General features: G+C 62.2%; 14 protein-coding genes. 6 read left to right on the top strand and 8 right to left on the bottom strand.

Annotation, left to right across the window (positions count from 1 at the left end; translation table 11 throughout):
* Position 1: 1 nt before the first annotated feature.
* Positions 2-2683 carry a nitrate reductase gene (locus tag ACWGTI_RS00965; RefSeq protein ID WP_454585388.1) on the top strand — a complete coding sequence of 894 codons (2682 nt, stop codon included), beginning with the start codon at positions 2-4 and terminating at the stop codon, positions 2681-2683.
* A gap of 47 nt (positions 2684-2730) precedes the next feature.
* On the opposite strand, the gene ftsZ is transcribed toward ACWGTI_RS00965, so the two are convergent.
* Both ftsZ and ACWGTI_RS00955 read right to left on the bottom strand, forming a co-directional pair.
* Complete coding sequence (gene ftsZ, locus ACWGTI_RS00960; protein WP_454585387.1) at positions 2731-3711, bottom strand: cell division protein FtsZ; 981 nt, start codon at positions 3709-3711, stop codon at positions 2731-2733.
* 398 nt (positions 3712-4109) lie between these two features.
* Entirely contained in the window at positions 4110-4979 is an 870-nt protein-coding gene (locus ACWGTI_RS00955; protein ID WP_454585386.1) for a LysR family transcriptional regulator, read from the bottom strand.
* A gap of 232 nt (positions 4980-5211) precedes the next feature.
* On the opposite strand from ACWGTI_RS00955, the gene ACWGTI_RS00950 reads away from it, so the two are divergent.
* Genes ACWGTI_RS00950 through ACWGTI_RS00940 form a run of 3 tightly spaced genes read left to right on the top strand, consistent with a single transcriptional unit; the run spans position 5212 to position 6678 of the window.
* On the top strand, positions 5212-5367 hold the full coding sequence (locus ACWGTI_RS00950; RefSeq protein WP_142866806.1) for a DUF1127 domain-containing protein: 156 nt from the start codon (positions 5212-5214) through the stop codon (positions 5365-5367).
* Between the two features lie 14 nt (positions 5368-5381).
* A complete protein-coding gene (locus ACWGTI_RS00945) occupies positions 5382-5603 on the top strand; it encodes a hypothetical protein (protein ID WP_454585385.1) in 222 nt (73 codons plus the stop codon).
* On the top strand, positions 5584-6678 hold the full coding sequence (locus tag ACWGTI_RS00940; protein WP_454585384.1) for a DUF930 domain-containing protein: 1095 nt from the start codon (positions 5584-5586) through the stop codon (positions 6676-6678). The genes ACWGTI_RS00945 and ACWGTI_RS00940 overlap by 20 nt, the downstream gene beginning before the upstream one ends.
* Before the next feature lie 23 nt (positions 6679-6701).
* Here ACWGTI_RS00940 and ACWGTI_RS00935 read toward each other — a convergent pair whose 3' ends face one another.
* The 6 genes from ACWGTI_RS00935 to ACWGTI_RS00910 form a co-directional block, all read right to left on the bottom strand.
* On the bottom strand, positions 6702-7436 hold the full coding sequence (locus tag ACWGTI_RS00935) for a ribonuclease activity regulator RraA (protein WP_454585383.1): 735 nt from the start codon (positions 7434-7436) through the stop codon (positions 6702-6704).
* A gap of 23 nt (positions 7437-7459) precedes the next feature.
* A complete protein-coding gene (locus ACWGTI_RS00930) occupies positions 7460-8623 on the bottom strand; it encodes a mandelate racemase/muconate lactonizing enzyme family protein (protein ID WP_454585382.1) in 1164 nt (387 codons plus the stop codon).
* 34 nt (positions 8624-8657) lie between these two features.
* Positions 8658-9755, bottom strand: coding sequence for an ABC transporter ATP-binding protein (locus ACWGTI_RS00925; protein ID WP_454585381.1), 1098 nt, complete (start codon positions 9753-9755; stop codon positions 8658-8660).
* 10 nt (positions 9756-9765) lie between these two features.
* Positions 9766-10656, bottom strand: coding sequence for a carbohydrate ABC transporter permease (locus ACWGTI_RS00920; RefSeq protein ID WP_454585380.1), 891 nt, complete (start codon positions 10654-10656; stop codon positions 9766-9768).
* Entirely contained in the window at positions 10653-11615 is a 963-nt protein-coding gene (locus ACWGTI_RS00915) for a carbohydrate ABC transporter permease (RefSeq protein WP_454574706.1), read from the bottom strand. Before ACWGTI_RS00915 ends, ACWGTI_RS00920 begins: the two co-directional genes overlap by 4 nt.
* A 75-nt stretch (positions 11616-11690) precedes the next feature.
* Entirely contained in the window at positions 11691-13172 is a 1482-nt protein-coding gene (locus ACWGTI_RS00910; protein WP_454585379.1) for an ABC transporter substrate-binding protein, read from the bottom strand.
* Between the two features lie 212 nt (positions 13173-13384).
* On the opposite strand from ACWGTI_RS00910, the gene ACWGTI_RS00905 reads away from it, so the two are divergent.
* Together ACWGTI_RS00905 and ACWGTI_RS00900 are read left to right on the top strand one after the other, a co-directional pair.
* Positions 13385-14095, top strand: a complete 711-nt coding sequence (locus ACWGTI_RS00905; RefSeq protein WP_454585378.1) for a GntR family transcriptional regulator — start codon at positions 13385-13387, stop codon at positions 14093-14095.
* A gap of 55 nt (positions 14096-14150) precedes the next feature.
* Entirely contained in the window at positions 14151-15317 is a 1167-nt protein-coding gene (locus tag ACWGTI_RS00900; RefSeq protein WP_454585377.1) for a mandelate racemase/muconate lactonizing enzyme family protein, read from the top strand.
* Positions 15318-15342: the final 25 nt, after the last annotated feature.

The following is a 15342-nucleotide window of genomic DNA, read 5'->3' as shown; positions in this document are numbered from 1 at the left end:
AATGGAGATTGACGCAGCGCGCGAGGTGAGGACCACCTGCCCCTATTGCGGGGTGGGTTGCGGCGTGCTGGCGAAGGTCGCCGCGGACGGCGAAGTCAGCGTCCGCGGCGACCCCGATCACCCGGCGAATCTCGGCCGGCTTTGCTCCAAGGGCTCGGCCCTGGCCGAAACCATCGACCTCGACGGCAGGCTGCTGTACCCAGAAATCAACGGTCGCCGCGCCGGTTGGGACGAGGCGCTCGACCGCGTCGCCTCGACCTTCTCGCAAACCATTGCCGAGTACGGTCCGGACTCGGTCGCCTTCTATGTCTCCGGCCAATTGCTGACCGAAGACTACTATGTCGCCAACAAGCTGATGAAAGGCTTCATCGGCTCGGCCAACATCGACACCAATTCCCGCCTCTGCATGGCCTCATCGGTGGCCGGCCACCGCCGCGCCTTCGGCTCCGACACGGTGCCAGGCACCTACGAGGATCTCGAGCTCGCCGATCTCGTCGTGCTGGTCGGCTCCAACCTCGCCTGGTGCCATCCCGTGCTCTACCAGCGCATCGCTGCGGCGCGGGAAAAGCGGCCCGACATGAAGATTGTGCTGGTCGACCCGCGCCGCACCATGACTGCCGACATCGCCGACATGCATCTGGCGATCGCGCCGGATGGCGATGTCGCTTTGTTCACGGGTCTGCTCGCCTATCTCGGCCAGCACAACGCGCTCGACCGCGGCTACATCTCGGCGCACACCGCCGGTTTCGGCCAAGCCCTTTTTGCCGCCTCGAAACTCGACCTTGCCGGTGTCGCAGCCGCCACCGGCCTCAGCGAGGATGAGCTCACCCGTTTCTACAGCCTGGTCTCGGTCACCGCGAAGACCGTGACCGTCTACAGCCAGGGCGTTAACCAATCATCGTCCGGCACCGACAAGGTCAACGCCATCATCAACTGCCATCTCGCCACCGGCCGCATTGGCAAGCCAGGAGCAGGGCCGTTCTCGGTGACCGGCCAGCCCAACGCCATGGGTGGCCGCGAGGTCGGCGGCATGGCCAACATGCTGGCCGCTCATATGGAGATCGAAGACCCTGAACACCGTGGCCGCGTGCAGCGCTTCTGGAACGCGCCGGCCGTGGCGCAAAAGCCTGGCCTGAAGGCGGTCGAGATGTTTCAGGCGCTGGCCGACGGGCGCATCAAGGCGCTGTGGATCATGGCCACCAATCCGGTCGATTCGATGCCGGACGCCGATGCCGTCGAAGCGGCAATCAAGGCCTGCCCCTTCGTCGTGGTGTCCGACGTGTTGGCCAGGACCGACACGGTCCGCCATGCCCATGTCCGGTTGCCCGCCGCCGCATGGGGCGAGAAGGACGGTACCGTCACCAATTCAGAGCGCCGCATCTCACGCCAGCGGGCATTTCTGGGCCTGCCGGGCGAAGCGCGGCCGGACTGGAAGATCATTGCTGAAGTCGGCAGACGGATGGGCTTTGGCGCGGCGTTTGCGCACGAGGCGCCCTGGGAGGTCTTCGCCGAACACGCCGCGCTGTCAGGCTTTGAGAATGATGGTGCGCGGGATTTCGATATTGGCGCTTATGGTGGTCTTGGTGAAGAAGGCTACGGCACGCTGGAGCCGTTCCAATGGCCGGCGCCGAGTTCCCAGAAGACCGCACCTGGTCCCTCCATCACCCGTTTCTTCGCCGACGGGAATTTCTACACGAGCGATCGCAAGGCGCGCTTCGTCGGCATTCGAGCCGCCACGGAAATCCGCACCAATCCGGACTATCCGCTCATCCTCAACACCGGCCGGGTCCGCGATCACTGGCACACCATGACGCGCACCGGCAAAAGCGCGCGTCTTTCGCAGCACATCGCCGAGCCCTTCGTCGAAATCCATCCGGCGGATGCACAGCAACACGGCATTGGCGACGCCGACATCGTGCGCATCTCAAGCCCGCGCGGCCAGGTGCTCGTGCGCGCAATGATCACGCCCCGCCAGCGCCGTGGCAGTCTGTTTGCACCCATGCATTGGACCGATCAGTTCGCCGCCAAGGGCCGGCTCGACGCGCTCACCGCGCCGCTGACTGATCCAATCTCCGGCCAGCCGGCGCTAAAACATGTCGCGGCCCACATCGAGAAATTTGCGGCAAAGGCCTTTGGTTTCGCCGTGATGCGCCGACGGCCGACGATGGTTGACGCGACTTATTGGGCCGTGGCCAAATGCAAGGGCGGCTGGCGGCTCGAATTTGCTTTTGCCAACGACGACATCGACTGGGCAGGTTTTGCCCGGTCCCTGTTCGGCGCGACGCCGGAAGCCGAAATGCTCGCCTATCACGACCGCGACGCGGGCCAGCATCGTATCGCCGCCTTCGATGACAAGCACCTCGCCGGGGCCTTGTTCGTTGCGCCCGGGCCGGTCGCGGTATCACGCGGCTGGGCAGCGCAACAGCTCGATGAGGTGCACGCCAGCCAGCGCGAACGCTTCCGCATCGTCGCCGGCCGCGCTGGAGCCGAACGGCCAGATGCCGGTGCGATCGTCTGTTCCTGTTTTGGCGTCGGGGCCAACCAGATCACGACGGCTGCTGCGGCCGGCTGCACGACCGTCGATGCCATCGGCGGCGCCCTGAAGGCCGGCACCAATTGCGGTTCCTGCCGAGCCGAGATCAAGGCGATCATCCAGGTCAACCGGGTTCAGGCCGCGGAGTAGGTAGGCCCTGGCTCTGTCGATGCCTTCAGGTGCCGCCGGATCCTTGCTTACTGTGGCATCTCAAGTCCCGGCCGCAATCCTGTCGCGACGACTGAGACCCTGAATTTTCCGGCAAGGGCCCGGTCGAATATCGCGCCAACGATGATGTCGGCGTCGGCGTCGACCTCCTCGCGGATGCGGGTGGCGGCCTCATCGACTTCGAACAACGTCATGTCCATGCCGCCCGAGATCGAGACCAGGACGCCCTTGGCGCCGATCATGGAGGCTTCGTCGAGAAGCGGGTTTGCTATAGCCGCTTCGGCGGCCTTCCTGGCGCGGTCCTCACCCGTGGCTTCCCCGGTGCCCATCATCGCGCGGCCCATGTCGCGCATCACCGACTTCACATCGGCGAAGTCGAGATTGATCAGCCCCTCCTTGACGATGAGGTCGGTGATGCAGCCGACGCCGGAATAAAGGACGCGATCGGCCATGGCGAAGGCGTCCGCGAAAGTCGTCTTGGCGTCGGCGATCCTGAACAGGTTCTGGTTCGGAATAACGATCACGGTATCGGCGCATTCGCGAAGCTGCTCGATGCCCTCTTCTGCGGCTTGCATGCGGCGTTTTCCTTCGAAGGTGAATGGTTTGGTGACGACCGCCACCGTCAGGATACCGGCTGTGCGCGCAGCGTTCGCTATGACGGGCGCGGCGCCGGTTCCAGTTCCGCCTCCCATGCCGGCGGTCACGAAGCACATATGGGTTCCCGCAAGGTGGTCCCTGATCTCGTCGATCGATTCCTCGGCGGCCGCACGGCCGACCGCGGGCAGCGATCCGGCGCCCAGGCCTTCCGTGACATGGGCTCCCAACTGGATCAGCCGCGACGCCTTGGACATGGTGAGAGCCTGGGCATCGGTGTTGGCGACGATGAATTCCGCCCCCTGCAGATTTTCCGCAATCATGTTGTTGACCGCGTTGCCGCCACCACCGCCGACACCGACAACGGTTATCTTCGGCCGCATTTCCGAGATGACGGGCCTTGCCGCTGTGCTCATCGTCTTGTCTCCTTGGAATTGATCGACAAAAGATTCATCCCGGAGCGCGCCGTTTGAACACGCCAGGTGCAAGAATCAGGTTCCATAGCCTTGGCGCAGGGAATCAGAGGGTGAGCTTTGCGGCAAGACAAGATGTGGCGCTCGTACCATATACGCTTACCCGAGCCGACCTCCTGAACGAGTCTCCAGTGCGATCGCCCGCGATTGGTGAGCCATTAGCAGCGTTGGCTGCGCGTTCGTGGGGTCGATCGTGGATGGCTGTGTAGCGATGTGGGGGAACCATTCGGAAAGATAGGGGAAGGTACTTGATTCTGGCCCACGAAAAAGGTGAAGCCTGCGATCCATTGCCTATGTTTCCCAAGAACCGGATGCGCCGTTCGGCGGCTTTCACGCGGAGCCTACTGTATCGGCGCCTCACCGCGAAACAGCGGCTGGTGCGTCCGCATCAAGGTGGCAATCCGGTCAGCGACCTTTCGTACCGGCGCGGAGTGACGTTCATCGTGATGGGTGACGACCCATTGGTCGGTTTCGAGTTCGGGCAGCGGCTGGGCGACGCGAACCAGTCGCGGATCGCTGTCACCGACGAAGCACGGAAAGATCGAAAGGCCAGCGCCGGCGGCCACCAGTTCGCGCACCGAATGGCTGTCGTTGCCGCGTACGGCGATGCGGTCGCCGTGATGGGCTTGCAGCCAGCGCGCCGAGGCTATGTTTGCCCCTTCACCGGTGACGCCGACGAACAAGCCGGCGGCGACGCCGTTGATCAGATGACGTCCGGAGTAAATGGCGTGGGCGACCTTGCCGCTCTGACGGCCCGCCAGCCAACGCTCGGTCGGGCGCTCGCTGCGGATGCCGATGTCGGCGGCGCGGCGGCCGATGTCGACCCGGTCGGTGGTGGTGACGAGTTCCAGCCTTATGCCGTCATCGACCGTCCAGATATCGCCGATATGGGCGGAAATGAAGGCTGAGCTCCATGGCCCGGCCGAGACGCGGACAATGCGGTCAGGCAGGGTTCCTTCGCGCCAGCGGGTCAGCGATCGCATTGCCGCCTCGACGTCTTCGGCGCGCCGCAGCAGGTCCTCGCCGACCGCTGTCAGCCGGTAGCCGGTCTGCTGACGAACGAACAGCGGTTCGCCGATCTGCTTTTCGAGCGCGGTGACGCGCCGTCCGAGGGTGGCCGCGCTGAGGCGCGTGGTTGTCGTCGCCGCGCTCAAGCCACCCAGCCGCGCAACATCCAGAAACAACCTCAGATCGTCCCAGTCGATATCCATTTTTCAGAAATGAAAAACTCCTTGCGACCTTGGCTGTAGCGCGAAGGGGCATCACGCGCAAGTATGTAGCCATTGGAAGCGTTGAACAATTCTTGTCTGGAAGACAGTGACAATCGCTTCAACAGCCCAAAGCCAGCACAATCCTGTCGGCGGCGAATGAGCCAAGGGGTGTACGCTTTGCGCTTTCGAGTAACCCAAACGCGGAGCGTTCCGCGCACCAAGGGAGACGACCATGCTTTATGACCTTCGACGCCGTTTCGCTCGTTGGCTTGCTTATCGCCAGACGCTTGCAAGCTTGAGGCGGGTTCCGGAGCGAACGCTGGAAGATGCCGGCATTTCCCGCGAAGACATCCGCGAGCATGCCCGCCACGCCACCCTGCGTCGCTAGCACAATGGAGGCGGATGATGGAGCTTTCGGATGGGCGCTCGGTGCCGCGCATCGGAGTCGGTACCTGGGCGGCCGGTGACGCCGCGCGTTTACATGACACGGCGGCAGTCCACGGCGAAGTTGATCGTTCCGTTCTCGTTGCCGAGCTGCGGCTAAATTGCGCCAATGCGGCGGCCATGCTTGATGCCGCCGCACTTTCGCTCCACATCGTGAGGGATGAAGGACGAGACATTTGAGCGGCGGCGGACTTTGCTGTGGGCCTTGCCCGCATCGCTGATCCTGCATGCGCTCATCGCCGCGCTCCTGATCTACCGGCTGCCAACACCTCCGGAACAGCCGCAGGAGGAGCAACCGATCAATGTCGCGCTCGTGCCGCCGCCTCAACCGCCAAAACCGAAACCTCCTGCGCCGCCTCCACAGAAAGCCGAGGCCAAAGAGCCCCCAGAGCAGAAGGTGGAAAAGCCTGCGCCACGAAAGCTGCCGCCGCCGGTCGATGTCCTGAAGCCGGTTTTCCAGTTCGGAGACAAGGATACCGGCCCCAGGAAATCCCTGGATGGGGGCAGCGCTCAAGACAACGCGCCGTCGCCGGCCAGGGACAGCGAGCCAAGGCCAGCTGCCGCGCCAAAGGATGCAGAGAGTAAACCCGCCTTAGCGCCCGACGCCGGAGGGCCGACAGAGCAGGCCAAGATTGACGAGAAGCCGGCAGCAGATAAACACGAGGCCGAGGCACCTGACGCCGACAAACAGGCTGCAGCGGCAGCAACGCCGCTGGCTGCCCCTGGCGACGACGGTGAGATCGAGCTCCCCGCTTCGGCCCAGGCGCCGAAGGCCAGGCCTGAAAACGCGCCGACGCCCAGCCCCGCAAAGGTCGCAAAAGTTGAAAGCGGAGGGGCCGAGAGGCCAGGCTCCACGGACGCTGCCGCTGCCCGGGCTTATGCAGGCCTTCCGGGTGTCCGCAAGCTTTATTCACAAGGTGCTACTGGCGATGCGCTCGCGACCACCGCGATGTCCGGCGTGCCTCGCGATCAACGGGGCGCGAAACTTTGCGCCAGCGCCTTGGACCAGCGCCTGCTTGGCGCCTCCTATTTTCCCGAATTAATCCCTAGCCTTCCGCTGAAGGCCGGCAATGTTGTCGACGCCCCGGATGTCGCGTTCCGCACGGCGACCACATGGTACCATCTGAGTTACCGGTGCGAGGTCGACACCGCCGTGACACGGGTCCTGTCCTTCGACTTCCGTGTTGGACCTCCGGCGTCTTCAGGGGACAGCGCCCTTCTTGAACGTTCTGTTCGCCGGGGGAGTGTTCGTTAAAAAACAAGCTCGTCTGCAGTGGCCTACCGATTGGCTTTGCGCCACTCCTCATATTCGCCGCGGGCATCGTCATGCAGCGGATAGTAGCGTTGCAGCGGCGCGCCCTGCATCAGCTTCATGCGGGAGAATTCCTCCCAATCGTGATGCTTGCGTGATTCTTCAATCACCGTTGCGGCCATTGCGACGGGAAGCACCACCACTCCGTCGTCGTCGGCGACGATGATGTCGCCGGGGATGACCGTGACGCCGCCGCAGGCAATCGGAACGTTGACGGCATTGGGATAGATGCTGGTCTGGACGTGATAATTTGGCGTCCAACCGCGCAGCCACAGGGGCAGATCGAGCTTTTCGACATTGGGCCGATCACGCATGCATCCGTCGATGACGATACCCGCGCCGCCTCTGCCCTTGAAATAGGTCGACATCATATCGCCGAAGACGCCCGAACTCATGTCGCCGCGCGCGTCGACGACGACCACATCGCCTTCCTGCGCGTGGTAGAGCACGTGCCGGTGCAACTGCGTTTCGGGATCGGCGTATTCTCCCTCGCTGAAGAGGTCAGGCCGCTGCGGCAGGAACTGCAGCGTCAGCGCCGGCCCGACGATCGACTTCCCATGGTTCTGCGCCACCGGACCGACCATGTGCGGGTTGCGGAAGCCCATATGGCCGAGCGTGCCGGCAACCGTCGCTGCACCGATCTCCCTGAGCGCGTCGATCAGATCTTTGGGCGGCCGCGTGATGTCGGGGGTATGCGTCATTGTGGACTCCGGTTGAAAGGAAACTACCAGTTCGTAACAGACCCGTCGCGACGCCTGAGGTGAGGCGCCTCCCAGAAGCGGAAGCTCTGCGCCTGGATCGCCTCCTCGTTGATCTCGACGCCGAGTCCCGGCAAATCGCTGACCGGGTAATCGGGGCCGCTTAGCCGTGGTTGCACGGGAAAGAACTCGGAATTATCGAAACCCAGCTTCCTTTCCGGCGCCCTGGTCTCGAGCCACGCGAAATTCGGCACTGCCGCGGCGAGATGGATGGTTGCGGCCGTGCAGACTGGGCCAAGGGGATTGTGCGGCATCAGGTCCACATAGTGCGCTTCGCTCCAGCCAGCGACCTTCATCGCCTCGGTGAGCCCGCCGACATTGCAAACATCGAGCCGGTTGAATTGGTGGATGCCACGCTCGATGTACGGCAGAAACTGCCACTTGCTGGCAAATTCCTCGCCGATGGCGAACGGGATGTCGGTCATCGTGCGCAGGGATTCGTAGGCCTCTGGCGTCTCGTCGCGGATCGGCTCCTCAAGAAAATCGAGCACGCCACGACCGAGCTTGTTGCAGAAGCTCGCCGCCTCGGCCACGGACAGCCGATGATGATAGTCGATACCAAGAACGACGTCATCGCCCAGCGCCTCGCGTGCTTTGTTCAGCATGCTCGCGGTAGCGCCGATCGACTCGCGCGGCTCGAAGATGTCTCTGCTGCTTTGCCCGATGGGGAAGAAGCGGATAGCCTGCCACCGCTGCGCGCACAGTTCCCGGGCTCGTTCGATGGCAACATCGCCCTCGGCCTCATCTCCGGTCGAGGCGAAGGTGGGGATGCGGTCGCGCTGTTTGCCGCCGAGTAACTGGTAGACCGGCACCCCCAGCGCCTTGCCCTTGATGTCGTGAAGGGCAATGTCGATGGCGGAAATCGCCGCCTGCAGAACGCGCCCGCCTTCGAAGTACTGGCTACGATAGACCTCTTGCCAGATCCGCCCGATCTGCATCGGGTCGCGGCCGATGAGAAATTCGCGATAGTGCTCGAGCGCGCCGGCCACGGCCATTTCGCGGCCGCTCAAGCCGCTCTCGCCCCAACCGAAGATGCCCTGGTCGGTCTCGACCTTGACGAGCATCTGGTTGCGCGTTCCCACCCATACCGGATAAGGCTTGATCGCCGTGATCTTAAGCTTTGTGACCATTCACACGCATTCCCCGAACGCATCCGCCCCTGTCTCAATCGGCCTGAAGGGCCATCTCCGTCTCGCCGTCGAACAGATGGATGCGTTCCTGATCGAATTCGAGCCAGATGTGCTCGTCGGGTGTGACGGCGATGTTGGGAGACACGCTGATGTTGACGATCGCCCCGGAGAGGAACGCCTGCACGAAGGTGACGTCTCCGGTTGGTTCCACCGTATAGGCCTTGGCCGGAATGGCGCCGGGGGCAGCGCTCTTGTGCAGCTTGATCGTCGAATGTCGCGCGCCGAGCACGACCTTCCTGGTGGTTGCTCCCAGGACCTTGCGCGCGTTGAGTTGCGACAGCGGGAGACTCCAGCCTTCCGCGCTCGTCAGAACGGTGCTGCCGTTTGCGGTCGACGCCTCTAGCGGGATAAGGCTCATCGCCGGGCTGCCGACGAAGCTCGCAACGAACATGTTGGCGGGATGGGCGAAAACTTGCGCCGGCGAATCGTATTGCTGCAGGTGGCCGCCGTTCATCACAGCCATCCTGTCCGCCATGGTCACGGCCTCGAGTTGGTCGTGTGTCACATAGACAATCGTCGCCTTGAGGTCCTGGTGGAACCGCTTGATTTCGGACCGCATCTGCACGCGCAGCTTTGCGTCCAGATTGGAGAGCGGTTCGTCCATCAGGAATACCGCCGGATCTCGAACCAGGGCGCGACCCAGGGCAACGCGCTGCTGTTGCCCGCCCGAAAGTTCGCGTGGCTTGCGCTCGAGCAGCTGCGTCATATCGAGCACCCGCGCCGCTTCCCTGACCTTCTTGTCGATCTCGCCCCTGGGCAGCTTGCGCATTTGCAGCGGGAAGGCGAGGTTCATATAGACCGACTTCTGCGGATAGAGCGCATAGTTCTGGAACACCATTGCGATGTCCCGGTCCTTGGGGTCGAGGTCGTTGACCACACGGTCGCCGATAAAGATACCGCCCGACGTGATCGGGATCAGCCCGGCGATGAGATTGAGCGTCGTCGTCTTGCCGCAGCCCGAGGGGCCGACAAGCGCAACGAATTCACCGTCATTGACCGTCAGCGAGACATTGTTGACGGCTTTGAAGCTGCCATAGGTCTTGACCAGATCTTTGAGGACCACGTGGGCCATCGGCAGCTCCTTAGTGCTTGACCGCGCCTTCTGTAAGGGCGCGTACGAAGTATCGTTGCAGGACGAGGAACAGCACCACGACGGGCACGCTCATCATGAAGCTGGCCGCCATCAGACCCGGAAAATCCGTGGTATTTTCCGAAAAGAAGCGCTGGATACCGACCGGCAGTGTCAGCTGCTCGTTCTTTGACAGGAAGGTATAGGCGTAGATGTACTCGTTCCACGCGCCGATAAAGGAATAGATCGCCGTGGCGATGATCCCCGGCGTCGAGAGCGGCATCACGATCAGGATAAAGGCCTGGAACCGTGTTGCCCCATCGATGCGCGCCGCCTGCTCGAGTTGCACCGGAATGTTGTCGTAGAAGCCCTTGAGCAGCCAGATCGCCAGCGGCAAGCCGAATGTGAGGTAGGTGAGGATGAGCGATCCATGCGTGTTCACCAGCCCCAGCATGCGCATCAGGATGAAGAGGGGTACCAGAAAGATCACGGCCGGAAACATGTTGCGCAGCAGCACGGTGAAGAACAGGAAGTTCCGGCCGGGGAAACGGAAGCGCGAAAACGCGTAGGCCGCAGGGACAGCCACGATCACCGAAAGGATTGTCGTGGCGGTCGACACGAAAAGGCTGTTCCAGAAGAAGCGGAGGAAGTCCTGGCCGACACTGTTCTGCGGATCGAGCAGCTTCTGGTAGCTGGCGAGGGTGGGTTCGTCGGGCCACCATTGCGGCGGGAATTGCATCGCCGCGAACCCGGATTTGATCGAAGTGATCAGCATCCAGACCATCGGCAACGCTGTGTAGAGCAGCATGAACACGAGGAAGATGCGTCCGGCCCACCGCCATCCGTCGACGCCCCCGCGGCGACGGGACCGGCTTCGAGAGGCAGTCTCGGCAATCGTGCTCATGAGTTCGCCTCTTTCCGCTCGTTGCCGCTCAACGCACGGACGTAGAAGTAGCCCAGCGTCATCATGAACAGGAAGAGGAGCACAGAATAGGCCGAAGCCACACCCCAGCGCTGCCGGCCGAAGGCGAGCTCGTAAATATGGGTAATCCAGATATGAGATGCATTGGACGGCCCGCCCCCGGTCATGATCCAGGGGATGATGAACGAATTGAAGTTGGCCACTGCGAGCAGCAGGATCGTCACAGTTGAAACGTCCCTCAGGTGTGGGAAGGTGACGTGCCAGAAGCGCTGCCACGCATTGGCCCCGTCGACTTTGGCGGCGCGAAGCAACTGGTCGGGAACTGTCTGCAGGCCGGCCATCATCATGATCATGGCAAACGGAAACTCGCGCCAGATATTGACGACGATCAGGGAGGGCAACACCGTGCTGACGCTGTCGATGAAGTTCGGCGGCCGGTCGGTCAATCCGAGGCCGACCAGCACCGCGCCGATGATGCCGAAATCCGAATGGTAGATCCACTTCCAGATATAGGAGGCGGCGACCGCGCTGATGACCCAGGGAATGATCAGGATGGCGCGCAGGACGCCACGGCCGACAAAGTCGCGGTGGAGCGCCAGCGCGGCGGCAAAGCCGAGGGCGAAGGAGACGAAGGTGGAGGCCAATGTCCAGACAAGGGTGTTCCAGGTGACTTTCCAGAACACCTCACTTGTGAGGATCGCCGTGTAGTTGTCGAAGCCGATGAAGATCTTGTCGCGGAGCTGCAGGCCCGGCGGCGTATTAAAGAACGACAGCTCGACCGTGTAGTAAATCGGGTAAGCGATGACGATGAGCATCACGACGATCGCAGGCAGCACATACGCGTAGTCTGCGCGATGCTCCCAGATATTCCGCCGCAGCAGGCTCCAACGAGCGGGCCGCAACTCTTGCCGAGCCCCGGCCTTGCCGGTCACGATCGTCACTTTGGCGTGCCCTTGTTCTTCGGAACGAACCGGCTGCACTCTCGGCGCAGCCGGTGGATGGCAGGTCAGCTTCGGCTACAGTCCGCCGCCCATCAGCTCTTTCACCCTCTTGGCCGCGTCGTCCGCTGCCTGGTCGACGGTCATCGCTCCGGTCAGGGCGTTCTGCAGCATGTCCGGGATGATGATGTTCATGATCTCGGGGGACTGCGGCAGCGCTGGGAACGGGATGCCGTATGGCAACATCGAAGTCGTGACATCGAGGAACTTGATGTGGTCCAGACGTTCCTTCATCCATTTGGTCTTGAAGCCGTTTAGGTTGCCGGGGTTCGAACCGGCATAGGCCATCTTCAGCGACCATTCCGGGCTCGTCCACATGCAGATGATGGCCTTTGCCGCCGGCTCGTCTACCTTGCCGCCCTCGACATATTCGGGCTTGAGGATGTGGATGTTCGAGCCGCCGAACACGACTGCGCGCTTGCCGTCCGGGCCAGTCGGTATCAGCCCATAGCGCATGTTGTCGATAACGGTCTGCGCCTTGTCCTTGTCGGTGCCGGTCGCCTTCTTCTGCAGGTCGAGCATGACGTTGTAGTCGGAGGGGTGCGAGACCATCATGCCAAGCTGACCGGCCAGGAACAGGGGCTGGTTGTCTGCCTGCTGGTTGGTGAGTGCCGAGACCGGAACCGATTTGTCCCGAACATACATGTCGTAGGAGGCCTGCAGCGCAGACTTGCTTTGCGGGCTGTTGAGTAGGATCTCCTTGTAGGTCGGGTTCGCCGTTGCTTCGTCGAAGACGCCGCCGCCATAGGCCCACAGCTGCGGCATGAAACGGTACGGCGTATTGCCGGCATTCTTGCGAGCCACAAGGCCGTAACCAGCAATGCCGAGCTTGTCGTGGATTTGCTTGGAATCCTTGACCACGTCATCCCAGGTTGCCGGAGCCTTGTCCGGATCGAGGCCCGCACGCTTGAAGATATCAGCATTCCAGATGAACGCCATCGTCTCGTTGTTGGTTGGAATGCCGTAGGTCACCCCGTCCCAGGTTACGGCCTTCATGGCGCCGGGCCAGAAGTCGTCGGTGGAGTACCCTACATCCTCAGGCTTGAGCGGCTGCAGATAGCCCTTTGCGGCGAACTCGGTGCCACCGAGGATTTGCAGGCGCACCGCCATCGGCGCGGCATTGCCAAGGAGCGCCGTGCGGAACTTGTCGAGGAGGTCGTTGTAGGTGAGGGCTTGTTCTTCCAGCTGGATGTTCGGGTAGGTCTTGCGGAAGGTTTCGAAGAAATCCTTGTAATACTGGCGCAGGAGGTCGGGGTCGCCCTCGAACACGCCCTGATACCAGAAAGTCAGTCGCCCCTTGTAGTCGAGAGGGGTGACCTTGGCGCAATCGGCCGCCGTGTCAAAGTCCTGTGTGCCCGCAATGGAGCGCACATATTCCGGCGACCACTTGCTCAAGTCGACCGGCGCCGCAGCCAGCGCCGGTGCGGACATCAACGATACCATCAAAGCAGTGGAGACAGTGCCGCGCAGGACGGCACCGCCGAGTGAAATCCTCGTCATAGGTATCCTCCAGGTTTCTCTCCCACGCCGCTCTGCGTCGAGGCGAGCGGTCCTGCTCGTCGGTTTCGGGACGTTTTCCGTTCGATGTATCCCTTCGAGCCTTTCGTACGTTTTCAGATCGTGAATTATCTGTCAACGCGGTAAATCGTACATTGTTTATGGAAACCGTGCATGATATCGAACAGAATGTGTACTGATGAGGGGAGCCGGCCTTGGCCGAAGCAAGCGATTTCAAAGCAGAGCCACCCGAAGGGATCGACCCTATCGGAGCCTCCAGTGAGGGCGCATCGCTTTATCAACTGATCAGGGATGACATCATCGAGGGCCGGCTCGCCGCCAATGAACGGCTTGTCGTCACCGATCTCGCCCGGCGTCACGGTACCTCGACCAACCCCGTGCGCGAGGCTCTGCAGCTGCTGCGGGGGGAGGGCTTCGTCACCTTTGTCGCCAACCGCGGGGCACGCGTGCGACCTATAGATCAGGATTTTGTCCGGGACATCTACGAGATCGGAGTGCTGATCGAGCCAGCCCTGACGCGATGGTTTGTGAATATGGCTACCGTCGAGGACATTGCCGAACTCGAACGTATCCAGGGCCTGATTGAAGAGAACAACTTTGCCGACACGTTCAGGCACAGCGAGCTGGATACCGCCTTTCACACCGTGATGTACCAGAGGCATTACAACCGGCATGCCGCCGAGCTTTGGTGGAAGCATCGCGAAGTGCTGCGGGCTGTGAGCCGGCGTTTCAATTTCACGCTCGCCCGGCGTGCCGCAATCCTTCGCGAGCACCGCGAGCTCATCGCGCATGTAAAAGCGGGAAATGCCGACGAGGCCGCCGAACTGATTGCGCGCCATGTCGAGGGCTCCGGCCGGCATGTCCTCGAGCACATGCGCGCGCGTAACGCCGCTCGGGCGGGATAGAACATCCGGTCCGGAACGTCGTTATCCCAACCCACTTCAGACAAAGGTAGTTGAGATGAAAATCACGAGCATTCGGCCGTGGCTGATCAAGTCCGATGCCTCTTATTGGGGAGAGTTCCTGTTCGTCGAAGTGACGACCGACGAGGGGGTGAGCGGCTGGGGGGAGATCACCACCACCACAAGGCTCGCCAACCGCGCTCTCTGCACGATCCTGCGGCAGATCGGCGCCGCAGTGACAGGTGAGGACCCGGCGCGTATCGAGTATCTGTGGCACAAGGTGTTCCGCAGCTTCACCTACATGGGCAGCCGCGGCGCCGCCGTCGAATGCGTGAGCGCCATCGACATAGCTCTCTGGGACATAAGGGGAAAAGTCCTTGGCAAGCCGATCTACGAACTGCTGGGCGGACCGGTACGTGATGAAATCGCGCTCTATACCCATCCCAACCAACGCAAGTTTACCAGCAAGGAGGCTGTGGTCCGAGAAATTCGAGACATCGTCGAGTCCGGCCATACCGGGCTGAAGTTCGATCCTTTCCCCCACCAGGGTCACACCGCCGATGGCTTGTCTCGCGAACAGCGGGACGGCTACCTCGATGGCAGCATGACCCGCAAGGACGAACGCGAGGCCGCCGAACTGACGGCTCTGATCCGCGAAACGGCGGGGCCTGATGTCGACATTCTCATCGACGCGCATGGCCGCTTCGACGTTCCTACCGCCATTCGCCTCTGCGGGAGCCTCGAGGAAGCCGGCCAGATCGACTGGTTCGAGGAGCCTTGCCCACCCGAGAGCCTCAATGCCCTCAAGCAGGTGCGTGAGAAGGTCAGCGCCCCTATCTCGTGGGGCGAGCGCGGCCACACGAAATGGGATTTCGTACCGGTGCTCGAGAACAGGCTCGCCGACTACATCATGCCGGACGTGACCTGGACCGGCGGCATTACCGAACTCAAGAAGATTTCTGCCCTGTGCGAAGCCTACTATATCCCGGTATCGCCGCATGACGCGGCGGGACCGATCAACGTGGTTGCGGGAGCGCAGGTGATGATGACGGTTCCCAACTTCTACAAGCTCGAAACGTCGGAGTGGAACCTGGGCAAATACGATCACCTCATCGACAGACCTCTCGACGTGTCGAACGGCAATCTCAGACTGACGTCGAAACCCGGTCTGGGTGTCGAGATGAACCGCGACTATCTGCAAGCCCACGAGATTGAGCTGGGCTAGCAATGCTCTCGCCCGGCGCAGCGTG

The organism is Mesorhizobium sp. ArgA1 (assembly GCF_053714375.1).
The sequence above is the reverse complement of the archived record's forward strand: the minus strand, read 5'-3'. Positions and strand labels throughout refer to the sequence as shown.